General features: G+C 69.2%; 27 protein-coding genes. 14 read left to right on the top strand and 13 right to left on the bottom strand.

The features are described from left to right. Positions 1–2: 2 nt before the first annotated feature. Complete coding sequence (locus tag AC1DYD_RS28655; RefSeq protein WP_478176145.1) at positions 3–191, bottom strand: hypothetical protein; 189 nt, start codon at positions 189–191, stop codon at positions 3–5. A gap of 374 nt (positions 192–565) precedes the next feature. On the opposite strand from AC1DYD_RS28655, the gene AC1DYD_RS28650 reads away from it, so the two are divergent. Next, positions 566–982, top strand: coding sequence for a hypothetical protein (locus AC1DYD_RS28650; protein WP_478176144.1), 417 nt, complete (start codon positions 566–568; stop codon positions 980–982). A gap of 19 nt (positions 983–1,001) precedes the next feature. Further along, positions 1,002–1,799 (top strand): enoyl-CoA hydratase/isomerase family protein, encoded by a 798-nt coding sequence (locus AC1DYD_RS28645; protein ID WP_478176143.1) that lies wholly within the window; start codon positions 1,002–1,004, stop codon positions 1,797–1,799. A gap of 96 nt (positions 1,800–1,895) precedes the next feature. Here the strand turns inward: AC1DYD_RS28645 and AC1DYD_RS28640 are convergent, their stop codons facing one another. Beyond that, entirely contained in the window at positions 1,896–2,546 is a 651-nt protein-coding gene (locus tag AC1DYD_RS28640) for a glutathione S-transferase (RefSeq protein ID WP_478176142.1), read from the bottom strand. Positions 2,547–2,619: 73 nt separating this feature from the next. Between AC1DYD_RS28640 and AC1DYD_RS28635 the strand changes: the two genes are divergently transcribed. The 3 genes from AC1DYD_RS28635 (at position 2,620) to AC1DYD_RS28625 (ending at position 6,437) form a co-directional block, all read left to right on the top strand. Continuing rightward, the gene (locus tag AC1DYD_RS28635; RefSeq protein ID WP_478176141.1) at positions 2,620–3,282 is read left to right on the top strand and encodes an alpha/beta hydrolase; all 663 of its coding nucleotides are present in this window, start codon (positions 2,620–2,622) and stop codon (positions 3,280–3,282) included. Between the two features lie 203 nt (positions 3,283–3,485). Next, positions 3,486–5,063 carry a glutamate--cysteine ligase gene (gene gshA, locus AC1DYD_RS28630; protein WP_478176140.1) on the top strand — a complete coding sequence of 526 codons (1,578 nt, stop codon included), beginning with the start codon at positions 3,486–3,488 and terminating at the stop codon, positions 5,061–5,063. A gap of 456 nt (positions 5,064–5,519) precedes the next feature. Beyond that, entirely contained in the window at positions 5,520–6,437 is a 918-nt protein-coding gene (locus AC1DYD_RS28625) for an SDR family NAD(P)-dependent oxidoreductase (RefSeq protein WP_478176139.1), read from the top strand. A gap of 294 nt (positions 6,438–6,731) precedes the next feature. On the opposite strand, the gene AC1DYD_RS28620 is transcribed toward AC1DYD_RS28625, so the two are convergent. Next, positions 6,732–7,094: an HPF/RaiA family ribosome-associated protein gene (locus tag AC1DYD_RS28620; protein WP_478176138.1), complete on the bottom strand. Its 363-nt coding sequence runs from the start codon at positions 7,092–7,094 to the stop codon at positions 6,732–6,734. 151 nt (positions 7,095–7,245) lie between these two features. Between AC1DYD_RS28620 and ylqF the strand changes: the two genes are divergently transcribed. Continuing rightward, entirely contained in the window at positions 7,246–8,208 is a 963-nt protein-coding gene (gene ylqF / locus AC1DYD_RS28615) for a ribosome biogenesis GTPase YlqF (RefSeq protein WP_478176137.1), read from the top strand. Positions 8,209–8,215: 7 nt separating this feature from the next. On the opposite strand, the gene AC1DYD_RS28610 is transcribed toward ylqF, so the two are convergent. After that, positions 8,216–9,139: a sigma-70 family RNA polymerase sigma factor gene (locus AC1DYD_RS28610; protein ID WP_478176136.1), complete on the bottom strand. Its 924-nt coding sequence runs from the start codon at positions 9,137–9,139 to the stop codon at positions 8,216–8,218. Beyond that, positions 9,120–9,425, bottom strand: coding sequence for a hypothetical protein (locus tag AC1DYD_RS28605; protein ID WP_478176135.1), 306 nt, complete (start codon positions 9,423–9,425; stop codon positions 9,120–9,122). Before AC1DYD_RS28605 ends, AC1DYD_RS28610 begins: the two co-directional genes overlap by 20 nt. Positions 9,426–9,571: 146 nt before the next feature. On the opposite strand from AC1DYD_RS28605, the gene AC1DYD_RS28600 reads away from it, so the two are divergent. The 6 genes from AC1DYD_RS28600 (at position 9,572) to AC1DYD_RS28575 (ending at position 16,860) form a co-directional block, all read left to right on the top strand. Beyond that, the gene (locus AC1DYD_RS28600; protein ID WP_478176134.1) at positions 9,572–10,615 is read left to right on the top strand and encodes an aldo/keto reductase; all 1,044 of its coding nucleotides are present in this window, start codon (positions 9,572–9,574) and stop codon (positions 10,613–10,615) included. Positions 10,616–10,744: 129 nt separating this feature from the next. Then, the gene (locus AC1DYD_RS28595) at positions 10,745–11,974 is read left to right on the top strand and encodes an ABC transporter substrate-binding protein (RefSeq protein ID WP_478176133.1); all 1,230 of its coding nucleotides are present in this window, start codon (positions 10,745–10,747) and stop codon (positions 11,972–11,974) included. Positions 11,975–12,052: 78 nt separating this feature from the next. Then, complete coding sequence (locus tag AC1DYD_RS28590) at positions 12,053–12,928, top strand: branched-chain amino acid ABC transporter permease (protein ID WP_286503956.1); 876 nt, start codon at positions 12,053–12,055, stop codon at positions 12,926–12,928. Positions 12,929–12,935: 7 nt separating this feature from the next. Continuing rightward, positions 12,936–14,885, top strand: coding sequence for a branched-chain amino acid ABC transporter ATP-binding protein/permease (locus AC1DYD_RS28585; protein WP_478176132.1), 1,950 nt, complete (start codon positions 12,936–12,938; stop codon positions 14,883–14,885). A 97-nt stretch (positions 14,886–14,982) separates the two neighbouring features. Beyond that, positions 14,983–15,705 carry an ABC transporter ATP-binding protein gene (locus tag AC1DYD_RS28580; RefSeq protein ID WP_478176131.1) on the top strand — a complete coding sequence of 241 codons (723 nt, stop codon included), beginning with the start codon at positions 14,983–14,985 and terminating at the stop codon, positions 15,703–15,705. A gap of 219 nt (positions 15,706–15,924) precedes the next feature. Then, positions 15,925–16,860: a M14 family metallopeptidase gene (locus AC1DYD_RS28575; protein WP_478176130.1), complete on the top strand. Its 936-nt coding sequence runs from the start codon at positions 15,925–15,927 to the stop codon at positions 16,858–16,860. 3 nt (positions 16,861–16,863) lie between these two features. Here the strand turns inward: AC1DYD_RS28575 and AC1DYD_RS28570 are convergent, their stop codons facing one another. Then, a complete protein-coding gene (locus AC1DYD_RS28570) occupies positions 16,864–17,721 on the bottom strand; it encodes a peptidoglycan DD-metalloendopeptidase family protein (RefSeq protein WP_478176129.1) in 858 nt (285 codons plus the stop codon). Between the two features lie 8 nt (positions 17,722–17,729). After that, positions 17,730–19,532: a glutamine--tRNA ligase/YqeY domain fusion protein gene (locus AC1DYD_RS28565; protein WP_478176128.1), complete on the bottom strand. Its 1,803-nt coding sequence runs from the start codon at positions 19,530–19,532 to the stop codon at positions 17,730–17,732. A gap of 137 nt (positions 19,533–19,669) precedes the next feature. Between AC1DYD_RS28565 and AC1DYD_RS28560 the strand changes: the two genes are divergently transcribed. Further along, positions 19,670–20,020: a hypothetical protein gene (locus tag AC1DYD_RS28560; RefSeq protein ID WP_478176127.1), complete on the top strand. Its 351-nt coding sequence runs from the start codon at positions 19,670–19,672 to the stop codon at positions 20,018–20,020. Between the two features lie 342 nt (positions 20,021–20,362). Here the strand turns inward: AC1DYD_RS28560 and AC1DYD_RS28555 are convergent, their stop codons facing one another. Genes AC1DYD_RS28555 through AC1DYD_RS28530 form a run of 6 tightly spaced genes read right to left on the bottom strand, consistent with a single transcriptional unit; the run spans position 20,363 to position 24,588 of the window. Further along, the gene (locus AC1DYD_RS28555; protein WP_478176126.1) at positions 20,363–21,187 is read right to left on the bottom strand and encodes a LytR/AlgR family response regulator transcription factor; all 825 of its coding nucleotides are present in this window, start codon (positions 21,185–21,187) and stop codon (positions 20,363–20,365) included. A gap of 4 nt (positions 21,188–21,191) precedes the next feature. Then, positions 21,192–22,250: a sensor histidine kinase gene (locus tag AC1DYD_RS28550; RefSeq protein ID WP_478176125.1), complete on the bottom strand. Its 1,059-nt coding sequence runs from the start codon at positions 22,248–22,250 to the stop codon at positions 21,192–21,194. Next, positions 22,247–23,272 (bottom strand): alpha/beta hydrolase family protein, encoded by a 1,026-nt coding sequence (locus tag AC1DYD_RS28545; protein WP_478176124.1) that lies wholly within the window; start codon positions 23,270–23,272, stop codon positions 22,247–22,249. The genes AC1DYD_RS28550 and AC1DYD_RS28545 overlap by 4 nt, the downstream gene beginning before the upstream one ends. 8 nt (positions 23,273–23,280) lie before the next feature. Next, positions 23,281–23,574 (bottom strand): 2TM domain-containing protein, encoded by a 294-nt coding sequence (locus AC1DYD_RS28540; RefSeq protein ID WP_478176123.1) that lies wholly within the window; start codon positions 23,572–23,574, stop codon positions 23,281–23,283. Positions 23,575–23,609: 35 nt separating this feature from the next. After that, positions 23,610–24,131, bottom strand: a complete 522-nt coding sequence (locus AC1DYD_RS28535) for a DUF6622 family protein (RefSeq protein WP_478176122.1) — start codon at positions 24,129–24,131, stop codon at positions 23,610–23,612. 43 nt (positions 24,132–24,174) lie between these two features. Further along, entirely contained in the window at positions 24,175–24,588 is a 414-nt protein-coding gene (locus AC1DYD_RS28530) for a DUF2306 domain-containing protein (RefSeq protein ID WP_478176121.1), read from the bottom strand. 215 nt (positions 24,589–24,803) lie between these two features. On the opposite strand from AC1DYD_RS28530, the gene AC1DYD_RS28525 reads away from it, so the two are divergent. Continuing rightward, a partial coding sequence (locus tag AC1DYD_RS28525; RefSeq protein WP_478176120.1) for an efflux RND transporter periplasmic adaptor subunit occupies positions 24,804–26,046 on the top strand: 1,243 nt, incomplete at its 3' end.

The following is a 26,046-nucleotide window of genomic DNA, read 5'->3' as shown; positions in this document are numbered from 1 at the left end:
ATTCAGCGGTCCTTGCCCCGGGCCCGCTGCACCAGGGCCACCGCCACCAGCGCGACGCCCAGCACCAGCGCGAACCATCCCACGACGGAGGCCCCGCCGACCGTCTCGCGCCAGCCGGGCGAGCTCAGGAAGTTCGGCGCGACCAGCACGGCGGCGCCGATGAGGATGCACAGGACACCGCGTTCGATCATGCGCGGGCTGCGGGTGGGTCGTCTGGAAGCCATCGCCCGAGTTTAGGCCTCTCGCGCACCGTCACATCCGTGTGACATGTTCCCGCGCATTCCGGATACGTTCCCCGTTCGGGTGCATCGCACTGCGATTGCCCACGGCGACTGGCAGGGGGCATGACGCTGGCGCTGACGCCCGCCGCCACGCTCTACGGCGAAGTCGGACAGCTCTGCAGCGCCGGCGGCGATGCCAGGGTGAAGTCGTCGGTGCAGGGTTCGATCGGGATGCGCCTGAGCTGGTCGTCCGGCGGTCCGGGTTTCGGTTCAAATACGCTTCCTGCGGTCGCCCGCGCCGGGCGGCCTTCGAAGCTATTTCCAGACCTGCCAGACCGGACCCCATGGACCTCCTTCGCACCCGCCTTCCTGCCATCCTCGGGCGCATCGCTGCGCCGCTGCTGCTTGCCACCGCCGCCGCCGGCGTGGGGGCGCAGGCAGACGCCAACCGCTTTCCCGCCGCGGCGATGAGCTTCCTGGGCGGCGAACTTCCGGCGATGGAAGCCGCGATCGCGGCGCGCGACCGGGACTATTTCGAGGACGCCATGGGCCGCATGCTGGACTTCTCCGACAGCTGGGGCTTCAAGACGCGCGAGAACCCCTCGCTGGCGCGCTTCCCGATGTGCACCGATGCCGTGTCGGATTTCCTGGTCGTCGGCATGTGCCGGATCATGACCACCAGTTCCGCCTGCGAACCCGGCATGGCGGCGAAGTTCAACACCAACCTGCAGCAATGCCGCGATCTCGCGGCCAAGCTCTGATCCAGGGCGGAAAGGCACCATGGACTACGCCCACTACCGGACCTTGTCGATCACCCGCCGCGGCGAAGCCGGCGCCGTACTCGACATCCAGATGCGGGCCGCGAACGGCAAGCTGCCGACGGCCGGCCCCGACGGCCATCGCGAGCTGGCCGAGATCTGGCGCGACCTGGCGGCCGACGACAGCGTGCGCTGCGCGGTGTTGCGCGGCGAGGGCATGGGCTTCTCGGGCGGCGGCGACCTGGCGATGGTCGAGCAGATGGCCATCGACGATGCCGTTCGCACCCGGGTCTGGAAGGAGGCGCGCGACCTGGTCTACAACATCGTCAACTGCGACAAGCCGATCGTCAGCGCGATGCACGGGCCGGCGGTGGGTGCCGGACTGGTGGCCGGGCTGCTGGCCGACATCTCGATCGCCAGCAGGACGGCGAAGATCGTCGACGGCCACACCCGCCTCGGCGTTGCCGCCGGCGACCACGCGGCGATCGTCTGGCCGCTGCTGTGCGGCATGGCGAAGGCCAAGTACCACCTGCTGCTGTGCGAGCCGCTGAGCGGCGAGGAGGCCGAGCGCATCGGCCTGGTCTCGCTGGCGGTCGACGAGGCCGACCTGCTGCCGCGGGCCTACGAACTGGCCGACCGGCTGGCGGCCGGCAGCCAGAGCGCGATCCGCTTCACCAAGTACGCGCTCAACAACTGGCTGCGCCAGGCCGGGCCGACCTTCGACGCTTCGCTGGCGCTCGAATTCATGGGCTTCGCCGGTCCCGACGTGCGCGAGGGCGTGGCCTCGCTGCGCGAGCGGCGGGCGCCGAAGTTTTCCTGAGTCAGGCTGCTTTCAGCCCCTGCAGGGTCTGCAGCAGCACGACACGGGTTTGGCCCATGACCATGCCCTTCAGGTGCAGCTTGCCGCGACGCGGCGTCAGGCGTAGCGCTTCAGCATCGCCTCGGTGTTGGTCTTCCGGTCGGCGTTGACCTGCATCACGTGGGGGCGCCGGTTCATGCGTTTCAGGTAGTCGCGCGCGGCAGGCAGGTGCTCCTCGAGCAGGTCGCGGCCATAGATGATGCGTGTCGCACCGGCGACCAGCGGCAAGTGGGTGATCGCGGCGCAATCGGCCAGCGTGAACTGCTCGCCGGCGATGAAGGGCGTGTCGAAGCGCGCGAGCTTGCCGAAGGCCGGCATGTTCTTCTCGAGCTGCTGGCCGATCTTCTCCTTCAGGCCCTCGCTCACTTTGCCGCCGAAGAAGGCCTCGGGGTAGAGGTTGCGCGCCACCAGCTCGAGGTGCAGCTCGAGGTAGAGATTCAGCTCGCGCACCTTGGCGGCGGCGTAGGGGTCGGCTGGCAGCAGCGGGATTGCCGGGTAGGCGGCCTCGATGTACTCGTTGATCGCGGCCGATTCGCACAGCATGCCCTGGTCGGTGCGCAGGTAGGGCACCTTGCCGAGCGGCGAGGCGCTCAGGTCGGTTTCGCCAAGCCAGACCAGATCCTCGGCAAAAGGCACGTTCTTCTCGCGCAGCGCGAGCTTGACCTTGTTGTAGTAGTTGCTGGCCGCGAAGCCGATCAGTGTCAGCATGGATGTCTCCTGTCGTTGCTATGGATGGATTCTGCCGGGACCGGTGCCCGGTTTCTGAGGTAACTTCGCAGCCATGTCAAATCCACCCATCGAAATCGAAACAGGCCCGAATCCGACGGCCACCGTCCTTCTCATGCACGGCCTGGGCGCCGACGGCAATGACTTCGTGCCCATCGCCAACGAGCTCGACCTGTCCGCGGTCGGTCCGGTGCGCTTCGTGTTCCCGAACGCGCCGGTGATGCCGGTCACCATCAACGGCGGCTACCGCATGCCGGCCTGGTACGACATCCTGGGTCCCGACCTGGCCAAGCGCGAGGACGAGGCCGGCCTGCGTCGCTCGCAGCTGGCGATCGAGGCCCTGATCGCCTCCGAGAAGGCCCGGGGCATCCCGGCCTCCCGCATCGTGATCGCCGGCTTCTCCCAAGGCTGCGCGATGGCCTTCCTGACCGGCCTGCGCCATCCGGAGCGGCTGGCCGGCATCGTCGGCCTCTCGGGCTACCTGCCGCTGGCCGACACGACCGCCGCCGAGCGCAGCCCGGCCAACCAGCAGACGCCGGTCTTCCAGGCCCACGGCCAGCGCGACGGCGTGGTGCAGATCGCCCGCGCCGTCCAGGGCCGCGATGCACTGAAGGCGCTGGGCTACGACGTCGAATGGCACGAATACCCGATGGAGCACTCGGTGTGCATGGAGGAAATCGCCGACCTCAATAGATTCCTCCTCCGCGTCCTGGCCTGACCTGATCCCGGCCGGCGCAGCCAGGCCCGTCGGTGAAACACCGCGGAACCGGCTTCGCCGGGCCGCTGGTGTTGCCCCCGGCAGGGGGTGGGCGGGCTACACGCAGTGAGCCCAACCTGGGGGCGAGCAACACCTGGGGCAAGCAACGTTTCTTTCGGCGTGCTACCTTCCGTGCCCACAAAAGAACGATGGGTGATAACTAAATGAGTAACTTCAAGGAGCGCCTGGACGCGCTCTCGCCCGCGCGACTCCGGGGGGTACGGCGCGGGATCGAGAAGGAAAGCCTGCGGGCGCAACCGGATGGCAAGCTGGCCCTGACGCCGCATCCCGCGGCGCTGGGTTCGGCGCTCACCCATCCTCACATCACGACCGATTTCAGCGAGTCGCAGCTCGAGCTCATCACCGGCGCGCATACCGGCGTCGAGACCGCGCTGGAGGAACTGGTGCGGGTGCACCAGTTCACCTACCGCATGCTGGACGAGGCGGGCGACGAGCGGCTGTGGGTGTCGAGCATGCCCTGTGGCCTGCCGACCGACGAGACGATCCCGATCGGGCTCTACGGTTCGTCCAACGTCGGCCGGGCCAAGAGCGTCTACCGCATGGGCCTGAGCCACCGCTACGGGCGGCGCATGCAGACCATCTCGGGCATCCACTACAACTGGTCGCTGCCCGAGGTGTCGAGCGAACAGTACTTCGCGCTGATCCGCAACTTCCGCCGCCACGCCTTCCTGCTGCTGTACCTGTTCGGCGCTTCGCCGGCGCTGTGCTCGAGCTTCGTCGACGGCCGGCCGCACGAGTTGCAGCCGCTCGGCGAGGGCAGCATGCACATGCCGCACGGCACCTCGCTGCGCATGGGCCGCCTGGGCTACCAGAGCGATGCGCAGGCATCGCTGGCAGTGAGCTACAACAGCCTGGACGGCTACGGCGCCTCGCTGCAGGACGCGCTGACCCGGCCCTGGCCGGCCTACGAGGCGATCGGCATCCGCAACCTGGGCGGCGACTACAACCAGCTGGCCACCAGCCTGCTGCAGATCGAGAACGAGTTCTACGGCACCATCCGCCCGAAGCGCGTGATCTACCCGGGCGAGCGGCCCCTGCACGCGTTGCGCGAGCGCGGGGTCGAGTACGTCGAGGTGCGCCTGATGGACCTCGACCCGTTCGAGCCGGTCGGCATCAACGCCCAGACGATGCGCTTCCTCGATGTCTTCCTGCTGCACTGCCTGCTGACCGACAGCCCGCCCGACACGCGCGAGGAAATCGCCGACCTGGCGCACAACCAGCACCTGACCGCCGCGCGCGGGCGCGAGCCCGGCCTGCGGCTGYGCCGCGGCGGCCGCGAGGCCACGCTGACCGACTGGGGCTCGGAGCTGCTGGAGCAGTTCGCGCCGATCGCTGCCGCGCTCGATGCGGCGCACGGCGGCACGCAGCACGCCGAGGCGGTGCGGGCGGCCGCGGCGGCGCTGCGCGACCCGGCCGTGCTGCCCTCGGCCCGCGTGCTGGAGGCCATGAAGGCGCACAACGATTCCTTCGTCGGCTTCGTGCGCGAGCGCTCCGAGCAGACGCGCCTGGCGCTGCTCGCGCTGCCTTTCCCGGACGCCTGGCGGGCCGAGTTCGAGCGCATGACGCAGACCTCCGTCGACGCCCAGAAACGCATCGAAGCCAGCGACAGCATGCCGTTCGAGATCTACCGCGAGCAGTACGTGTCGCCGGCCCGCCTGGGCTTCAAGAACCACTGGGCCGAGGCCTCCGCCGAGCCGGTGAGCCAGCGCGCCGCCCTCTGAGCGCAAGCACTGGGCAGGCCGCTGCCCCGACGCCTTCTTCGACAAATCGGCAGCAATCGACCTGCTGCTCGACGAGGGCCTGTTAACGCTATTTCCGGAGATCGCGTTGCCCGGCCAAGGGGCTGGATGCAAGGCGCGCGTGCGCAGCAAGGCTTGCGCCTTGCAAGCGCGGGCAACGCCGCAGACGGCCCCTTGGCCGGGCAACCCGCAGGGAAGGGCTGCCAAGGCACGCCGCTCGGCGTTGCACTCCTTGCGTGTGCCAACGCACACGCGGCGTCGCGCGCCTTGATCGGCCCGCCTTGGCAGCCCTTCGCGACTCCGGAAATAGCGTTAACAGGCCCTACGCGAGCGCCTGAGTCGCCGAAACGACTGATCTGCCCGCCGCGCCGTCCCGGGCCGGCCGCTTTCTGGGGTAAAACGCGTCGCGTCAACGACTCCTACGAAAGCACTGAAAGCATGAGCAGCATCGACTTCAAGGGCCGCGTGGCCATCGTCACCGGCGCCGGCGGCGGCCTCGGTCGCCAGCACGCACTGGCTTTGGCGGCGCGCGGCGCCAAGGTGGTGGTCAACGATCTCGGCGGTGCCCGCGACGGTTCAGGCGGCTCGGTCAGCGCCGCCCAGGCGGTGGTCGACGAGATCCGGGCCGCCGGCGGCCAGGCGATCGCCAACGGCGCCTCGGTGACCGACTTCGCGGCCGTGCAGGCGATGGTGGTCCAGGCCGTCGATACCTGGGGCCGGGTCGACATCCTGGTCAACAACGCCGGCATCCTGCGCGACAAGAGCTTCGCCAAGATGGAGCTGGCCGACTTCCGGCTGGTGATGGACGTCCACCTGATGGGCGCCGTGCATTGCACCCAGGCGGTCTGGGCCCTCATGAACGAGCAGAAGTACGGCCGCATCGTGATGACCACCTCGTCCTCGGGCCTGTACGGCAACTTCGGCCAGAGCAACTACGGCGCCGCCAAGATGGCGCTGGTGGGGCTCATGCAGACGCTGAGCATCGAGGGCGCCAAGAACGACATCCGCGTCAACTGCCTGGCGCCGACCGCCGCCACCCGCATGACCGAGGACCTGATGCCCGAGGCCGTGCTCGAGGCGCTCAAACCCGAGGCCGTGGTGCCCGCGATGCTGGTGCTGGCGGCGCAGGACGCGCCGAACCGCACCATCCTCTGCGCCGGCGCCGGCAGCTTCGAGGCCGCCCACGTGACGCTGACGAACGGCAGCTGGATCGGCCTCGGCAGCGATGCGCCCGAACAACTCGCCGCGCGGCTGGCCGAGGTCAGCGACCGTGCGGGCGAGATCGTGCCGCAGAGCGGCGCCGCCCAGGGCAGCAACGAGGTCGGCAAGGCGTTGGCGAACGCCGGCAAGCACTGAAATGAAACACCCCTCGAAGCGCCTGCGGCGCCTCCGAGTCGCTGCCAGAGGCAGCGGCTCTTCGGGTCCGTCCAAGCCTGCGCAGGCGGGCTTGGAGCCGCGGACCTCAGCCCCCTCAAGGGGGGCGATACCGGCGGCCCGGCAAAGCCGGTTCCGCGGTATCCCTGGTATCGAACTGCGCCGGTTTCATGCGTCGCGGGTCACGCGATCACGTGGTGGAGCACTGAGACGTCGCACCCCGTGAACGACGGCACGCCGCTCGCCGCCCTGTCGCTGCCCATTCGGCCCGGCCGTTCACTCCTCGACCTCGGCGTCGCCGTCCTTGCGGATCGATTCGCGGTCACGGCGGCCGTAGAGCCGGCCCAGGGTGTTGTCGAGCGAGCGCTTGAGCTTGTCGGCGGCACCGCGGAAGGCTTCGTCGAGGTTGGCCGCATGGTGGCTGACCGCCAGGGGCTGGTGGCCGGCGAGGCGCGCTTCCATGGTGCAGCGCTTGTCGCCGCCGCCGCTGCCGGTGTGGTTTTCGTCGCTCAGGTGGATCTCGACGCGCGTCACGTCGGCTGCGAAGCGGGCCAGGGCCTGCCGCATCTCGCCGTCCGCCCAGCGCTCCAGCGCGTCCTTGTTCTCGATGCCGTTGCCGGTGTTGACCTGGATCTGCATAGCGGTTCGTCCTTTCTGCAAGCCCTTACTGTGCGCCCAAGCCGGGCGGCTGTACGTAAGCATTTGGACATTGCGCCCGAAGGCCGTACGGCCACGCGCACGGGCCGGCGACAATCGCGGCTCGAACCTGTAGACAGAGAAAGAACTCCCGATGGCCATCCAGTGGTTCCCCGGTCACATGCACCTGACCCAGAAGGCCATTGCCGAGCGGATCAAGGACATCGATGTCGTCATCGAGCTGCTCGACGCCCGGCTGCCCGGCTCCAGCGCCAACCCGATGCTGGCCGAGCTCACCGGCCACAAGCCGGGGCTCAAGGTGCTCAACAAGCAGGACCTGGCCGACCCGGCCCGCACCGCGCTCTGGCTGGCCCACTACAACGCGCTGCCCGAGACGCGCGCGATCGGCCTCGACGCCAGCCAGACCACGCCGGCGCGCCAGCTGATCGATGCCTGCCATGCGCTGTCGCCGGCCCGCGGCGGCATGGCCAAGCCGATGCGGGTGCTGATCTGCGGCATCCCCAATGTCGGCAAGTCGACGCTGATCAACACGCTGACCGGCAGCCGCAAGGCCAAGACCGGCGACGAGGCCGGCATCACCAAGCTCGAGCAGCGCATCACGCTGGCCGACGACTTCTACCTCTGGGACACGCCCGGCATGCTGTGGCCGCGCATCATCGTCGCCAAGAGCGGCTACAACCTGGCGGCCAGCGGCGCCGTCGGGCGCAATGCCTTCGACGAGGAAGAGGTGGCGCTCGAACTGCTCGACTATCTCAAGGGGCACTACGCGGGCCTGGTCGAGGCGCGTTTCAAGATCGATCCGATCGGCGCACTGAGCGACGAAGAGGTGCTCGAGGCGATCGGCCGCAAGCGCGGTGCGCTGCTCGGCAAGGGCCGCGTCAACCTGCAGAAGGCGGCCGAGATCGTGATGAACGAATTCCGCAGCGGCAACCTCGGCCGCATCACGCTGGAGACGCCCGGAGAGTTCGCCCAGTGGCTGGCGGCGGGACAGCTGCTCGATGCCGAACGCGCGGCGAAGAAGGCGGCCCGGGGGCGCAAGAAGGGCTCGGGCCGGCGCGAGGAGCCGCCGCCGGATCCGGCGGGCGACGCGCCCTGACCTGCGCTCAGGGCGCGAGTTCGAGGGCGGCGTCGCGCGCGATGTAGGGCACGTGGCGAAAGTCGCGGATCAGGCTGAGCCGCCCGTCGCGCCACTGCAGCTCGATGAAATAGCCGGGCGGACCCTCGCCGCGGCCCGGCAGCACGGCCAGCACCGCGCGGCCGTCCAGCCATGCGGGCGCGAGCCGCCAGTCGTCGAGGCGCTCGTAGTTCGAGAAGTACACGCCGACCTCGCGCCGCCCCGCGGCCTTGCGGCGCGACACCAGGTCCAGCCGCACGTCGTCGGCCAGCAGGGCGCGCACGCCGTCCCAGTCGCGGGCGTTGAACAGGCGGGCGTAGCGCAGCAGCTCGGGCGTCGCCGAGCGCGCCGGCGCCGCGTCCGCCGTGCTCGCCGGCAACTGCCGCAGCAGGCCGCGCCCGCGGTGCAGCGCCGCCTTCACGGCCGGCACGCTGAGCTCGAGTTCGGCCGCGATGTCTTCGAGCGAATGGTCGAGCACGTCCTTCAGGATCACGCAGCCGCGCTGCGCCGGCGCCAGCTGCAGGAAGCTGTGCAGCGCGGCCCGCACGGCCTGCTCGCGCGCCAGCGCATTGTCGGGCTCGAGCGCCGCATCGTCGGCGATCCCGAGCGCCGCTTCGAGAGGCTCGGCCCGCCGATGCGCCTCGTGGCGCCAATGGTCGATCGCGCGGTTGTGGGCGATGCGAAAGAGCCAGGGCCGCAGCGGCGGCATCGCCTTGTGCTGGGCGAGCTCGAAGCAGGCCCGCGCCAGCGTGTCCTGCACCACGTCCTCGCCATCCGCGACCGATCCGGTCATGCGGGTGGCGTAGCGGTGCAGGTCGGGCCGGATGTCGTCGACCAGCGCGAGGAACTGGCGCCGCGCCTCTTCGAGGGTGGCGATCAGCGCCTCGGGCGCCTCAGGACCCGAAGAAGCCATACGAGCCGATCTCGCTGAGCTCGACCGTGACGGGCGGCTCTTCGCAGCGCTCGCGCACGCCCGCCACGAAGGCCTTGAAGGCGGGCAGGGCGGTCAGCAGGTTGCTGCCGTCCGGTGCCTCGTGCGAGGCGATGTGGACGAAACTCACGCCGTCCTCGAGCTTGAAGGTGGCGTAGCGCAGGCCGGCCGGCCGGCGCTCGGCGAGTTCCTCGTACACCGCCCGGACCAGGCGCTCGTTCTCGTCGACCCGATCGGCCTTGAGCTTGTAGCGGACCATGCGTTTCATGATGGGAGCCTTTCACCGGCGAGGCCGGCCTCATTGTTTACCAAGCCATGACGTTTCGGGCGGGCCCAAGGATGCGGTGTGCGGCCGCCAGCACGATCGGCCGGACGCGCCTATGCTCTGCCGCTTCGACACAAGGACAGTTCGCTATGCGCAACCATCCCCTGGGCCGCACCGGCCTTTTCGTCTCCGAACTCTGCCTCGGCACCATGACCTTCGGCGGCAGCGACGGCATCTGGAGCCAGATCGGCGACCTGCAGCAGGCCGACGCCGAGCGCCTGGTCGGCCAGGCGCTCGACGCCGGCATCAACTTCATCGACACCGCCGACGTCTATTCGGGCGGCCTGTCCGAACAGATCACCGGCCAGGCCCTCAAGAACCTCCAGGTGCCGCGCGACAGCGTCGTCGTCGCCACCAAGGTCTTCGGCGAGACCGGCCCCGGGCCGAACGCCCGAGGCGCCTCGCGCAGCCACATCATGGACGGCGTCAAGGCCAGCCTGAAGCGGCTGCAGCTCGACCATGTCGACCTCTACCAGATCCATGGCTTCGACCCCGCCACGCCGATCGAGGAGACCGTGCGGGCCCTCGACCAGCTGGTGCGCCAGGGCCACGTGCGCTACGTGGGCGTCTCCAACTGGGCCGCCTGGCAGATCGTCAAGGCGCTGGGCATCGCCGAGCGCTGGGGGCTGGCGCGCTTCGAATCGCTGCAGGCCTACTACACCGTGGCCGGCCGCGACCTCGAGCGCGAACTGGTGCCGATGCTGCAGAGCGAAGGTGTCGGGCTGATGGTCTGGAGCCCCCTGGCCGGCGGCCTGCTGAGCGGCAAGTACGGGCGCGAGCAGCAGGCCGAGCAGGGCAGCCGGCGCGTCAGCTTCGACTTTCCGCCGGTCGACAAGAACCGGGCCTGGGACTGCGTCGATGCGATGCGCCCGATCGCCGAGGCGCACGGCGTCTCGGTGGCCCAGGTGGCGCTGGCCTGGCTGCTGCACCAGCCCCAGGTCACCAGCGTGATCGTCGGCGCCCGACGGGCCGAGCAGCTGGCCGACAACCTGGCGGCGACGCAGGTGGCGCTGAGCGCGGCCGAGCTGGCGCAGCTCGACCAGGTCAGCCGGCTGCCGGCCGAATACCCCGGCTGGATGTTCGCGCGGCAGGGCGAGAACCGCCGCAAGCAGCTGGCCGGCGAGCCGGGTTGAGGCGTTGTCCGACAGGTCTTGTGGACCTTTCCTGTAGCGGTTTTAGGGTTGTCACTCTCTCCGAATGAACGCGTGTAACGGTATGTTCTTGGGACCCCTTTTTCTCGACCCCTCTTGGAGACATTTCTGATGCTGTTTCGATTCAAGCTTCTGGCCGTGGCGGGCGCCGTGGCGTTCTGCGCTGGCGCGTTCGCGGCCGACCCGATCAAGATCGGCGTCGACGGCCCGTTCACCGGCGGCTCGTCTTCGATGGGCGTCAGCATGCGCGATGGCGTGCGCCTGGCCACCGAGGAAATCAACAAGAGCGGCGGCGTTTTGGGCCGCCAGATCCAGCTGGTCGAACGCGACGACGAGGCCAAGAACGAGCGCGGCGTGCAGATCGCCCAGGAGTTCATCAACAAGGAAAAGGTCGTGGCCGTGGTCGGCTACATCAACACCGGCGTGGCCCTGGCTTCGCAGCGCTTCTTCCAGGAAGCCAAGATCCCGGTGCTGAACAACGTCGCGACCGGCTCGATCGTCACGCACCAGTTCGACAAGGAACCCGAGAACTACGTGTTCCGCAACGCCGCTCACGACAGCATCCAGGCGCCGATGATCGTCCAGGAGGCGGTCACCCGCCGAGGCTACAAGAAGGTCGCGATCCTGGCCGACTCGACCAACTACGGCCAGCTCGGCCGCGAAGACCTCGAGAAGGCCCTCAAGGCCAAGGGCATCACGCCGGTGGCGGTCGAGAAGTTCAATATCAAGGACGTCGACATGACCGCCCAGCTGCTGAAGGCCAAGGAGGCCGGCGCCGAGGTGGTGCTCACCTACGGCATCGGCCCCGAGCTGGCGCAGATCGCCAACGGCATGACCAAGCTGGGCTGGAAGGTGCCGATGATCGGCAGCTGGACGCTGTCGATGGCCAACTTCATTGACAACGCCGGCCCCGGCGGCGACGGTGCGCGCATGCCGCAGACCTTCATCCAGGAAGGCACCACGCCGAAGCGCAAGGAGTTCATCGCGAGCTACCTCAAGACCTTCAAGCCCAAGAACGACCGCATCGATTCGCCGGTGTCGGCGGCGCAGGGCTACGACTCCATCTACCTGCTGGCCGCTGCGATCAAGCAGGCGAACAGCACCGAGGGGCCGAAGCTCAAGGCCGCGCTGGAAGATCTCCAGACCCCGGTCCCGGGCGTGGTCACGACCTACACCAAGCCCTTCTCCAAGGGCGACCACGACGCCATCACCGCCAACATCCCGGTGTTCGGCGAGGTCAAGGGCGGCCGGGTGGTCTACGCCAACGCCGACGACGTGAAGACGGCATCGCAGGTTCGCATCAAGGACCAGGCCGCCAACGACGCGCTGCTGAAGCAGTAGAAAGCCCGCGTACCGGCGCCGCCTCGGGTCAGGCCCGTGGCGGCGCCTTTTCGTGCCCAACGCCTTGCGAAAGCCGTCATGCAAATTCTGACCCAACTCATCTTCAGCGGCATCGCGCTGGGCATGATCTACGCCGTCATCGCCTTCGGCTATCAGCTCACCTTCGCCACCTCCGACACCCTCAACTTCGGCCAGGGGGATGCGCTGATGCTCGGCGCGCTGGTCGGCCTGACACTGGTCACGCTGGGCGTCAACTACTGGCTCATGATTCCGCTGGTGTGCCTGTTCGGCGCCGTGCAGGGCGCCGTGGTCGAGCGCATCGGCGTCCGTCCGGCCATCAAGATCAAGTCGGAATTCGGCTGGATCATGTCGACCATCGCGCTCGGCATCATCTTCAAGAACGTGGCCGAGAACGTCTGGGGCCGCGACGACCTCAAGTTCCCGTCGCCGCTGCCCGAAGCGCCGATCAAGTTCCTCAATGCCAACGTGCTGCCGATGGAAATCCTGGTGGTGGTCGGCGCCATCCTGATGATGCTGGCGGTCGAGCTGTTCAACCGCCGCTCGATCTATGGCAAGGCCGTGGTCGCGACCTTCAACGACCGCGACGCCGCCAAGCTGATGGGCATCAACACCGGGCTGGTGATCACCTTCTCGTATGCGCTGTCCTCGCTGACCGCGGCCTTTGCGGGCGTGCTGATCGCGCCGCTGACGCTGACCGGCGCCACGATGGGCGCGGTGCTGGGCCTCAAGGCCTTCGCGGTGGCGATCATCGGCGGGCTGACCAGCGGCATGGGGATCATCCTCGGCGGCATCATCCTCGGCATCGCCGAGACCACCACCGGCTTCTACCTGAGCACCGGCTACAAGGACGTGCCCGGCCTGGTGCTGCTGCTGATCGTGCTGGCGGTGCGCCCGGCGGGCCTGTTCGGCAAGACCGCGATCAAGAAAGTTTGACGCGCAAATGAATACAAGAATCGGACGCTTCCTTCTCGCCATCGTCGGTCTTGCAGCGCTCCTGCTGTTCCCGATCGGCATCGACAACCCGTACTACATCCACCTGCTCGAGACCATCATGATCTACGCGATCCTGCTGTTCGGGCTGGACATCGTGGTCGGCTACACCGGCCAGGTCTCGCTCGGCCATGCGGGTCTGTTCGGCGTCGGCGCCTACACCGCGGGCGTACTGGTCTACAAGCTCGGCGCGCCGCTGATGGTGGCGTTGATCGCCTCGATCGGCGTCACGGCGCTGTTCGGCGCGCTGCTGGCGCTGCCGGCGCTGCGCGTGACCGGGCCTTACCTCGCCATGGTCACGTTGGCCTTCGGCACCATCATCCAGATCCTCATCAACGAGATGGGCTTCCTGACCGAAGGGCCGATGGGCATCAAGCTCACGAAGCCGCCGCTGTTCGGCCACAAGCTCGACGAGCGCGAGTTCTACTGGCTGGTGGTGGTGATGCTGGTGCTGTCGCTGATCGTGGTGCACCGCATCCTGCGCTCGCACCTGGGGCGCGCCTTCGAGGCGCTGCGCGGCAGCCCGGTGGCGTCGGACTGCATGGGCGTGTCGGTGTACCGCTACAAGGTCTACGCCTTCGTGATCAGCGCCGGCTTCGCCGGGCTGGCGGGCAGCCTGTATGCGTACTCCGAGCAGTACATCTCGCCCAACACTTACAACTTCGAGCTCACCGTGCTGTTCCTGCTGGCGGTGATCATGGGCGGGCGCAAGAGCCGCATCGGCGCGATGCTGGGCGCCACCATCATCGTGCTGCTGCCCAAGCTGCTCGACGACGTCGAGCTGTTCCGCTACGTGTCGGTGGCCCTGGCGGTGCTGGTGATGATCGTGGCCGTGGTCGGCGTACAGAAAAAGCGCGTGACGCCCAAGCAGATGGCTATTCCCGTGGTCGGCAGCATCGCGCTCGCGGCCCTGTCGTTCTGGCTCCAGACCATGACCGACTGGCGGCTCTCGATCTTCGGCGTGATCATGCTGTTCGTCGTCTACTACCTGCAGGACGGCATCGTCGGCTTCGTGCGCAATGCGCTGAACCTGCGGCGGCCGAAGGCGCTGCAGGAGGCGGTCGGGGCGGGCGTGGCGCCGGCCGACGCGGTGTCGGTCGCGGCGATGGCCGGCGGGCAGCCCGAGCTGCTGCAGGCCGCGGGCGTGCTGATGCAGTTCGGCGGCCTGAAGGCGCTCAACAACGTCGATCTCACGGTCAAGCGCGGCACCATCCATGGCCTGATCGGACCCAACGGCTCCGGCAAGAGCACCATGATGAACGTGCTGACCGGCATCTACGTGCCGACCGCCGGCGCCATCAGCTTCGGCGGCCGTTCGCTGGTCGGGCGGACCTCGGCGGACATCGCGCTGTCGGGCATTGCGCGCACCTTCCAGAACGTGCAGCTGTTCGGCGAGATGACGGCGCAGCAGAATGTGCAGGTCGGGCTGCACCACACTTTCCGCAGCAACCTGTTCGACGTCGCGGTCCACACGCCGCGCTACCAGCGCGAGAGCGCGGCGGCGGCCAACCGGGCGCTGGGCCTGCTGAAGTTCGTCGGCCTCGAGGCCCTGGCGGCCGAGGAGGCGCGCAACCTGCCATACGGCAAGCAGCGGCTGCTCGAGATCGCCCGCGCCCTGGCGCTCGACCCGCAACTGCTGCTGCTCGACGAACCGGCCGCCGGCCTGACGGCGCCGGACATCAAGGAGCTGATCGCCATCATCCGCAAGATCCGCGAGCACGGCGTGACCGTGATCCTGATCGAGCACCACATGGACGTCGTGATGAGCATGTGCGACACGGTCTCGGTGCTCGACTTCGGCCAGAAGATCGCCGAAGGCGAGCCGGCCGCGGTGCAGGCCGACGCCAAGGTGATCGAAGCCTATCTCGGCGGCCAGGAAGCCGAGCCGCAGCCTGCCTGAGGAAGACCATGAACCCCCACGCTCATCACTTCGTGTATTCGCTGCCCCCCGAGGGGGCGCAGGCCTCCCTTGGGGCGGCCCGGCGGGAGGCCTGATCATGCTGACCATCCACAATCTCTCCGCCGGCTACGGCAAGGTGCAGGTGCTGCACGGCGTCTCGATCGAGGTGCCCAAGGGCAAGGTCGTGACCCTGATCGGCTCCAACGGCGCCGGCAAGACCACGACGATGCGCGCGGTGTCGGGAATGATCCAGCCGACGGCCGGCGAGATCACGCTCAACGGCAAGCGCATCGACGGGCTCGAGTCCTATCACATCGCCAAGCTCGGGCTGGCGCATTCGCCCGAGGGCCGGCGCGTGTTCGCGACCATGACCGTGACCGACAACCTGACGCTGGGCGCTTTCCCGCGCCTCACGGGGAGCCGGCCGCGCGGCGATGTCGCAGGCGATCTCGAACGCGCGCTCGACCTGTTTCCGCGCCTGAAGGAACGGCGCATGCAGTTGGCCGGCACGCTGTCCGGGGGCGAGCAGCAGATGCTCGCGATGGCCCGCGCCGTCATGCTGAACCCCGAGGTGGTGCTGCTCGACGAGCCGTCGATGGGCCTGGCGCCGATCCTGGTCGCCGAGGTGTTCCGCATCATCGAGCGGCTCAAGCGCGAGGGGGTGACCATGCTGCTGGTCGAGCAGTTCGCCGCCGCCGCGCTGGGCGTGGCCGACTACGGCTACGTGCTCGAGAACGGCCGCATCTCGCTGCACGGGCCGGCGGAGAAGCTGCGCAACGATCCGGGGGTGAAGGCGGCGTATCTGGGGAGCGGTCATTGACGCTGGTGGCCATTGATTTCGCAGGCGCACCCGCAAGGATCTGCTGCAGGCCACCGCGCGGAGAGGCGGCGAAGAAGCCGGATTGAAGGTCGGGCTGCAGCGCCGCGGCCGTGCCGCATTTCCCCGTGCGCCGTATCCTACGATTTGCGGCGCACCGCGCAGCCGATCCCGCTGGCGCACACTGCGACCACCCCCATTCCTTCCGACAGAAAAGCCCCCATGACCGTTCCCCCAGCCGCCCTCGAAGTCCTCCCGCGCGACATCTCCGCCTACCGCGAGGGCAACACCGGCATCGACTACGTACATCGCTTCGAATCCGGCAAGCCGGGCCCGCACGTGCTGATCAATGCGCTGACCCATGGCAACGAGATCTGCGGCATGGTGGCGGCCACGCATCTGCTGGACAGCGGCGTGCGGCCCAAGATCGGCACGCTGACCGTGAGCTTCGCCCACGTCGAGGCCTACAACGCCTTCGATCCCGAGAAGCCCTTCGACAACCGGCAGATCGTGCACAACCTCAACCGGGTCTGGTCCGACGAGTGGCTGGACGGCCCCGAGGACAGCCCCGAGCTGCGCCGCGCGCGGGCGCTGCGGCCGGTGGTCGGCGCCGCCGACCACATCCTCGACATCCATTCGACCAGCCAGGACGTGGTGCCGTTCTGGGTCTACCCCGACTTCGAACGCAATGCCCGGGTAGCGATGGCGATCGGCCTGCCGCCGGTGCACCTGCTGATGCCGAGCGGCCTCGGCTCGGGCACGCCGCTGATCCAGCACGGTCTGCACGCCGGCGCCGATGCGCCGGGCGCCGCGATGGTGGTCGAGTGCGGCCAGCACTTCAGGCAGAGCGCGGCCGATCTCGCGACCGAGGTGGCGCTGCGCTTCCTGGCCCACTTCGGCTTGATCGACAGGGCAGGGGCCACGCCCGACGCCGAGCCGCAGCGCCGCTTCGAGCTGCTGCAGACGCACATGATCCAGTTCGAGGACTTCCGCTTCGTGCGGCCGTTGATCGGCTTCGAGACTTTCGCCAAGGGCGAGCTGATCGCCACCCAGGGGCCGGACGAGATCCGCGCACCCTGCGACGACTGCACCGTCTTCATGCCGGCGCAGCGGGTGATCGTCGGGCGCGAGGCGGTCTACCTGACGCGGCCCCTGTGAGCCTCAAGCCGCGAGGAACAGCGCCGGGTCCACCATCGCGCGGTTCAGCATCACCGACCAGTGCAGGTGCGGCCCGGTCACGCGGCCGGTGGCGCCCACGGCGGCCAGGCGCTCGCCGGTCTCGAGCCCATCGCCGACCTTGGCATCGATGCGACTCAGGTGGCCGTACATCGTGAGCAGGCCGCCGCCATGGTCGAGCCAGACGGTGCCGCCGCTGAAGAAGTAGTCGCCGGTATCGATGACCCGGCCCGGCAGCGGCGCCAGCACCGGTGTGCCGGTGGCGGCCGCGATGTCCATGCCGCTGTGCGGATTGCGCGACTGGCCGTTGAAGACCCGGCGCAGGCCGAAGGAGCTGGAGCGCCGGCCCGGTACCGGCACCGCCATCTGCAGGTCCTGCAGGCGGGCTTCCGTGAGGGTGGCCATCACCGTCGCGAGGTGGGCGCGTTCGCGCTCGTAGCGGGCCTGGTCCGCAGGCGAGAGGTCGACCGTGCCCGGCGCCACCTTGAGGCGCTGCTCGCTGTATTTCTTGGGGGCGATCGCATAGTCGATCGGCCGCTCGGCGCCGTCTCCGGCGCGCACCGTGATGCGGGCCCTGCCCGGCGCCGCCGCGAGCGGAATGCCGACCAGCGCGGTCCACTCGATCGGGTCACCCAGCACCAGGACCGGGATGCCGGCTTCGGTGCGGGCCTCCGGCCGCGTCGGGGAGGGGCCGAGCGACAGCCGCGCCACGCCGCCCGGCACCTGGGCGCCATGCGGCCAGGCGTCGACCGGCTTGGCGACGGAAGAAGGTGCAGCCATGGCCTGGGTCGCCGGCAGTGCCAGCAGGCCCATCGTGCCGAGCAGCAGGAATCGGCGATGCATGGCGCGCGTCACTTGCCCCAGCTGTCGCGCATCCCGGCGGCGCGATTGAATACGCGCTGGCCCGCGGCAGCCGCCTTGGCATCGACCACGAAGTAGCCATGGCGCTCGAACTGGAAGCCGGCGCCGCCCTCAGCCGCGTTGGCCAACGAGGGCTCGACGAAGGCCTGGCAGGTCACGAGGCTGTCGCGGTTCAGTTCCTCGAGCAACTCGCCGCTGCCGGGCTGCGCGGCCGCGAACAAGCGCTCGTACAGGCGGATCTCGGCCGGCAGCGCATCGGCCGCCGCGACCCAGGTGATGTTGCCCTTGACCTTGATCGCGTCCGCGCCCGGCGTGCCGCTCTTGGTGTCGGGCACCAGCGTGGCCTGCACTTCCTGCAACCTGCCGTCGGCGTCGCGGGTGGCCCCGGTGCAGACGATCGTGTGGCCGTACTTCAGGCGCACCTTGTTGCCCGGGAACAGGCGGAAGAAGCCCTTGGGCTGGACGTCCTCGTAGTCGGTGCGCTCGATCCAGACCTCGCGGCCGATCTTGAAGCGGCGCTGGCCGTGCTCCGGGTGGTGCGGGTGCACCGGTGCCGTGCACTCGTCGATGAAGCCGGCGCCCATCAACGCGTCCCAGTTGGTGATGACCAGCCTGACCGGGTCGAGCACCGCCATCGCGCGCGGCGCGATCGGGTCGAGCGTGTCGCGCAGCGCGGCCTCGAGGCTGGCGTAGTCGATCCAGCCGCCGGACTTGGTGACGCCCGATCGCTCGCAGAACAGCTTCAGCGCCTCGGGCGTGTAGCCGCGGCGGCGCAGACCGGCCAGGGTCGGCATGCGCGGGTCGTCCCAGCCGTCGACATGATTCTCTTCGACCAGCTGGCGCAGCTTGCGCTTGCTGGTGATCACGTGGGTGACGTTGAGCCGCGCGAACTCGTACTGGCGCGGATGCGGCGAGGCGATCAGGCCGCCTTCGGCCAGGCGATCGAGCAGCCAGTCGTAGAAGGGCCGCTGGTCCTCGAACTCGAGCGTGCAGAAGCTGTGCGTGATCTGTTCCAGCGCGTCCTCGATCGGATGCGCGAAGGTGTACATCGGATAGATGCACCAGGTGTCGCCGGTGTTGTGGTGGGTCGCGCGGCGGATGCGGTAGAGCGCCGGATCGCGCATGTTGATGTTGGGGCTCGCCATGTCGATCCGGGCCCGCAGCACGGCGGCGCCGTCCTCGAGCTGGCCGTCGCGCATGGCGCGGAAGCGCGCCAGGTTGTCCTCGGGCGTGCGATTGCGGAACGGGCTGTCGGTGCCGGGCGTGTTGAAGTCGCCACGGGTGGCCCGGATCCGCTCGGCGCTCTGTTCGTCGACGTAGGCCAGGCCGGCACCGATCAGATACTCCGCCGCCCGGTACATGAAGTCGAAGTAGTTACTCGCGAAGTACACGTGCTCGTCGACTTCGCCCGGTTTGGCGGGGTTGTCGGCCAGTCGGGTGTCGTAACCCAGCCATTTCACGGCATCGCGAATGGCATCGACGTACTCCTGCTCCTCTTTTTCGGGGTTGGTGTCGTCGAAGCGCAGGTGGCAGACGCCGCCATATTCCTTCGCCAGCTCGAAATTGAGCCAGATGCTCTTGGCGTGCCCGATGTGCAGGTAGCCGTTGGGCTCGGGCGGGAAGCGCATGCGGACCTTGGCCGGATCCTGCATGCCTTGGGCGTGATGGATGGCATCCCCCGGGGAGCCGCCCCATTTGCGGGTGGAATAATGGCCCTGTTCGAGGTCGCTTTCGATCACGTGGCGCAGGAAATTGCTCGGCTTGGTGCTGTCGATGTCTGCAGGGGAAGTCATATCCGCTCATTCTAGGTGGGCCTCCGGGGGTGTTACCTTTGGCAACCTTCTTCACAGAGCCGCGTGCACCAGGTTCACATCTCACGCGTTCAATACATTACATGGGCGGCCAATACCCGCTTCAAAGGAGTTTCACGATGAACGTCAACCGTACCAAGTTCTTCAAATGGGCCGCTGCCGGCGTCGTCGCCGCGGGCGCGCTGTTCGCCGCCGCCTCGGCCAGTGCGACCGTCGGCTGGTCGGTCGGTGTCAACGTTCCGGGCGTGGCGATCGGGGTCGCCACTCCGCAGCCTTACTACGCACCCGCCCCGGTGTACGTGGCGCCCGCGCCGGCCTACTATCCGCCGCCGGCCGTCTACTACCGCCCGGCGCCCCCGGTCTACTACCGTCCGGCTTCCGTGTACTACGCGCCGCCGCCGGTCTACTACCGTCCGGCCCCGGGCTACTACCGCCACCACGGTCACGGCCACGACCGCTACTACCGCTGAGCGGCAGACACTCCGTTTGCCTGCTGTCACATCGAAAAACCGGCCCCGTCGAACGGGCCGGTTTTTTTTGGTGCCGGCCCAGGCCGGCGCCGGGCCGCCCCCAGGCGGCCTGCGGCCCCCCTGGGGGGCAGCGACCCACACGCAGTGGGGGAGCGTGGGGGCGATCCAGGCCGGCGCCGGGCCGCCCCAAGGCGGCCTGCGGCCCCCTGGGGGGCAGCGACCCACACGCAGTGGGGGAGCGTGGGGGCGATCCAGGCCGGCGCCGGGCCGCCCCAAGGCGGCCTGCGGCCCCCCTGGGGGGCAGCGACCCACACGCAGTGGGGGAGCGTGGGGGCTCTACTTTCACATGGCCCGGAACAGGTGGGCATAGAGCCGGCTGACCGGAATCCTGTCGCCGCGCCCGCGCAGGCTCAGCTGCTGCCGGCCGGTTTCGTCGCGGTGCACCGCCTCGATCGCGCTGCTGCGCACGACCACCGCGCGATGCACCTGCCAGAACACCTCGGCGTCGAGCTGCGGCAGCAATTGCTTGAGGGGCGTGCGGATCAGGTACTCGTGCGTGGCAGTCAGCACGCGGACGTATTTGTCGGCGGCTTCGAAGTAAAGCACTTCGTCGATCGGCACCATGCGCACCGTGGATCCGCCAGCCTCGCTGGCGTTGATGAACCTGAGCGGCGCGCCGGCGGCACCCGGGCCCGATGATCCGGCGCTGGCCAGCAGCCGGCGCCATTGCGCCAGCGTCTGCTCCAGCGCGGCGGGCGCGATCGCTTCGGCGGGCGCCTGGGCAGCCAGCGCCTGCCTGAGCCGCGCGGCGGTCCGGCGCAGCCGTTCGGGCTGGACCGGCTTCAGCACGTAGTCGATCGCCTGCGCCTCGAAGGCGCGTGCCGCGTATTCGTCGTAGGCGGTGACGAAGACCAGCTGCGGCATCGGCGCCTCGTCGGCCGGCCAGCTGTCGGCCAGTTCGGCCGCGGCGCCCAGCCCGTCGAGGCCCGGCATCCGGATGTCGAGGAACAGCACCTGCGGCAGCAGCCGCAATGCCTCCTGCACGGCGCTGGCGCCGTCGCCGACCGTGGCGACGACATCGAGCTCCGGCCACGCGGCGGCCAGTTCGGCCTGCAGCGCCCGGGCCAGCAGGGGTTCGTCTTCGGCGATGAGTGCGGTGGCTTTCATGTGTTCAGGTGGGGAATACGACCGTCGCGAGGGTCCCGCCGGTGGCCGTGGTTTTCAGCGTCAAGCTGCCGTGCGCGCCATAGACCGCGATCAGGCGTTCGCGCACCTGGGTCACGCCGAAGCCGCCGCCATCGTTTGCAGGCGTGGCCCTCAGACCGACGCCGGTGTCGCAGACTTCGATGCGGATCTGCGGCTGGCCGTCTTCGGGGCGGTTCTCGCGCCGCGCACGGACGCTGATCTCGCCGCCCTCGACTTTCGATTCGAGGCCGTGCCGAATGCTGTTCTCCACCAGGGGCTGCAGCAGCAGCGGCGGGACAGGCAGGTCGCGCAAGGCCTCGGGCAGGTCGAGCGTGTAGCGCAGGCGCGGCCCCATGCGCACCGACATGAGCTCGAGGTAGTCGCCCAGCCGATCGAATTCGGAGGCCAGCGGATGCGAGGTGGCGCGCGAGCCGGCAAGGGTGACGCGCAAGTAGTTGTTGAGATGGTCGAGCATCTCGACCGCGCGCGGCGGGTCGAGCGTGATCAAGGCGCGCAGGTTGGCCAGCGTGTTGAACAGCATGTGCGGCTCGAGCTGGGTCTCGAGCAGCTTGAGCCTGGCTTCGCCGGCGTCGCGTTCGGCGGTGACGATCTTGGCCGTGAGTGCGGCAGCCTTGCCGCGGGCGTGGAAGTAGAAGCTGGCGGCGGCGCCGGCGACGACGGTGATGACCAGGCTGATGGTGTTGTCGCGCGGCGTCGAGACATTGCGGTAATTGAACAGGAAATCGCCCACGCGGTCGCCGACCAGGAAGCCGCAGCCGATGCCGACGGCGGTCAGCAGCAGGCCACGCCAGCCCTTCGGCCAGCCATGGCCGCCGCTGCCGTCGCCGTGACAGTGGCGCGGGTCGACGAGGTAGCGCCCGAACTCGATGACGGCCCAGGTGATGGTGCCCACGGACAAGGCATAGCCGACCTGCATCAGGTAGGTCTTGTTTGGCCAGATCGCCGTGGTCAGCACCGCCACCACGCAGCAGAAGGCGATGACTTGCAGGTAATGCCGGCCCGCGCTGGACCAATGGATCTTCATGGCGCCAGATTCTGGACGAAGAAGCGGGCGATGGCGCCGTAGACGGCAGGCAGGCTGGCCCGGTCGAAGCCCGGCGGGTCGTTCAAGAGCCGGGCCGCGCGGGGCGGCAGCTCGGGCGGCTGGGGCGACAGGATCGAGCCGTGGCCCGCGGCCGGCATGTCGGCGACCAGCACGCAGCCGGCGCCGCAGGCGGCGCGCACCGCGTCGATGTGCCATTGCGGAGCGAGCCAGTCGTCCCGGCCCGCGCGCACCAGTCCGAGCGGAATCCGCGGTGTCGCGAGCGAGGCCATGTCGACGGGCGCGGCCATGGGCACGGCCGCCACCGCGGCCGTGATCCTCGGATCGGTCCAGGTTTCGAGCGTGGTCTGGCTGCCCAGTTTCCAATGGATTGCGCGGCGAGCGACCGCCAGGCGCAAGCCGTCGAACAGGCTGCCCGTGAGCGCGCTCGCCAGTCCCACGCAGGCCGGGAAATCCTGGGCCAGGTGCACCTGGCAATGGGCGTCCAGCAAGGCCGGCGACCAGCGCGCGCCGGCCAGGGTCAGCGCCGTGAGGCCGCCGGCAGACATCCCGTAGACGCCGACATGCTTGAAGTCGAGCAAAGGCGCGAAGCGCGCGTCGGCGGCCATCGCGTCGATTGCTTGCGACACCTCTTTCGGCCGGTGGCGCCATGTCGCCGGGCCGACATCGCGCATGTCGCGGAAGTTGTCGCCGGCGTGTTCCGGCATGGCGACGGTGAAACCGGCGTCCACCAGCGCGATCGCCAGGTCGGCCTGCGGCCAGGGCGAGCCGCCGGAGCCGTGCGACATGACCACGAGGCGGCCGTTGCCGCGCAGTGGGGCGGCGTCGGCGGCCAGCTCGAAGGAGAAGGGGCCGCGGCTGAAGCGGGCGGGCGTGGCGGCGGTCGGGTAGAACACCGTGACCGGGCCGGTGTCCGACGGCGCCGGCAGCAGCGCGACGCCGGTGGCGGCCGATGCGGCGTGGCCCAGCAGGCCGAACAGGGCCAGCGCCAGCAGCTGTCGCATGCCGGCCTTCACCACGGGTCTCCCTTGGCGCCGCCGGCCAGCCGGGCGCGTTCGCGTTCCGTCATGCGCTCCAGCAGTGCGCCGCCTGGTGGCAGCAGCCAGACCGCGGCCCCATGGGCCAGCAGGCCGACGCCCCAGCCCAGCAGCGGGTAGATGGCCCAGGCGCGTCCGTTCGCCGCCGACAGGCCGATCAGGCCGAGGTTGACGATGGCATAGATGGCCGCATGGGTGAACCAGCCCAGCTTGGCCTTGGCGCGTCGCCGGGCGAGCGCTTCGATGCGTGATGATTCGGTGGTGGACATGGAGGTCTCGTGGATTGTGCAGAAAGGGGCCGGATTCAGGCACCGGTGGTGCCGGCCGCCAGGCGATCCTCGCGGATCGCCAGCTTCCAGAGCCGCAGCGCGCGGCCGGCGAAGACGCCGCTGAAGACGCCGTACAGCAGCGCGATGGCCAGCGCGAAGGCGGCGTCGTGGCGGACCTCCGGATGCATCGCCAGGGTGGCGCCGACCCCGTATTTGGTGAAGAAGATGCCCATCATGAGCAGCAGCGGCACGGCGCTGCCCGCGACGTGGAAGCGCCGTGTCGCCTCGTCGTAGCGCGTGCCGGCCGGCAATCCGCGCCGCAGCACCAGGGTCAGCGCCACCCCGGCCGCCGCGGCCCAGGCCAGCAGGCTCGAGCTCGAAGCGCCGAAGGCCGAGGCCACGCCATAGATCGACAGGCCGGTCATCACGACCGGCATCACCGTTGCCCGGCCCAGGCTCATGCTGTGGGCCAGCAACTGCCTGGCGCCGAGCCACAGCAAGGTGGCAAACAGGATGTAAACCCACTTCGGGGTGTGCAGGAAGATCTGGGTCAGCATGGAAGGCTCCTTGAAGGTTGGAAGAACGGGTGTGCGGAAGGGGTCAGGCAAGGCCCAGCCACTGGCTCCAGACCAGCTGGCCGAGATAGCGATGGGGCAGCAGCGTGAAGGCGCCGGCCACGATGCAGGCGCTGATGTAGGTCGCTTGCATCGCGATCCGGTGGCCGCGGATGTCGCCCTGGGCGAGCTTCCAGAAGGCGCGCGAGAGACCGAGGAAGGTGGCCGGCACCAGCAGGTGCACCAGCGTGTAGCCGCCGATGTTGGGCAGCTTGAAGTCCCGGATGAACAGCGCCGACAGCGCCGCCATCACGATCAGCGTGACCCAGGCGTAGCCCAGCGCGCGGTGCAGGCGCGGCCGCTGGGTCCGGCTCTGGCGGGCCCAGAGCACCACCGGCCCGAGGACCAGGGCGGAAGCGGCGGCGGCGAGGTGGATGGCGATGACCGGGGACATCTGCATGGTGGGCTCCTGAAGGGGATGGGCGGACTGTGCCGAGCGTCCGCGGCGTCCGCCACGGCCATGCGACGAACTGCGCCTGGGCGGCGCGAGTTGCATTCGGTGATCGCCAGACGCGGGCGTCAACACCGGCTTTACCGAGGCTTTACGGTTCGTGGGGGCTGGGCGCTACGATTCGGCGCTCCACTACGGGCTGCCGTATTCACGCCCTTTCACCGATGTCGTCCCCCCTTCCCGAGTCCGCCCCCGAACACCTTCCCGCGACCCGTCCCGAACCCTCCCGGCGGCGGCGCTGGGTCGGCAGCGGGGTGGCGCTCGCGCTGGTGCTGGCGCTGGGCGGCGGGGCCTGGTACCTGATCAAGCGCTCGGGCGAGCCGGCCGGCGGCCGGCCGAACTTCGGTGGCGCCAGCTCCACGGTCGGCCATGCGGCCGCCAGGCGCACGGACATGCCGATCATGATCGACGCGCTCGGCACGGTGACGCCGCTGGCGACCATCACGCTGAGGCCACAGGTCGGCGGCGTGCTGACCGAGGTGCTCTATACCGAGGGCCAGACCGTCGGCAAGGGCCAGCTGCTGGCCCGCATCGACCCGCGCCCCTACGAGCAGGCGCTGATGCAGGCCCAGGGCAACCGGGTGCGCGACGAGGCGCAGCTCGAGGCCGCCCGCGTCACCTTGTCGCGCTACCGCACGCTGCTGGGCCAGGACTCGATCGCGCGCCAGGACGTCGACACCCAGGCCGCGCTGGTCAAGCAGCTCGAAGGCACCGTGACCACCGACCGCGCGGCCGAGGCCGCCGCCAAGCTCAACCTGGACTACACCCGCGTCACGGCGCCGGTGGCCGGGCGCATCGGGCTGCGCACCGTCGATCCGGGCAACACGGTGACGGCCAACGCGACCACCGGCATCGCGGTCATCACGCAAATGAACCCGATCGACGTCCAGTTCGCGGTGCCGCAGGATCGGGTGCCCGACATCCAGGCCCAGCTCGCGAAGGGCGAGGCGCTGCCGGTCAAGGCGCTCGACCGGGTGCGCAGTGCGGTGCTCGACACCGGTACTTTTTCGACCCTCGACAACGTGGTCGACACCAGCACGGGCACGGTGCGGGCCAAGGCGCGCTTCGCCAACACCGGCACGCCGCTGTTCCCGAACCAGTTCGTCAACGTTCAGATGGTGCTGCGCACGGTCGATGCGATCGTGGTGCCGGTGACCGCGGTGCGCATCGGGCCCAACGGCAATTTCGTCTACGTGGTGAATGAAGACCGGACGGTGTCGGTGCGCCCGGTGAAGCGCGGCGAGGCCACGGTCGACGTGGTGGCGATCACCGAAGGCCTGAAAGCCGGCGAGGACGTGGTCACCGAAGGCGGCGACCGCCTGAAGGACGGCGCCCGGGTGGTCCTGCAGGGCGACAACCCGGCGACGGCGCCGCGCCCCGGCGCCTCCGGCCCGCGCGGGCCGCGCA

It is taken from the genome of Variovorax sp. P4_B11 (assembly GCF_056402355.1).
This window is presented reverse-complemented; position numbering and strand designations above follow the sequence as displayed.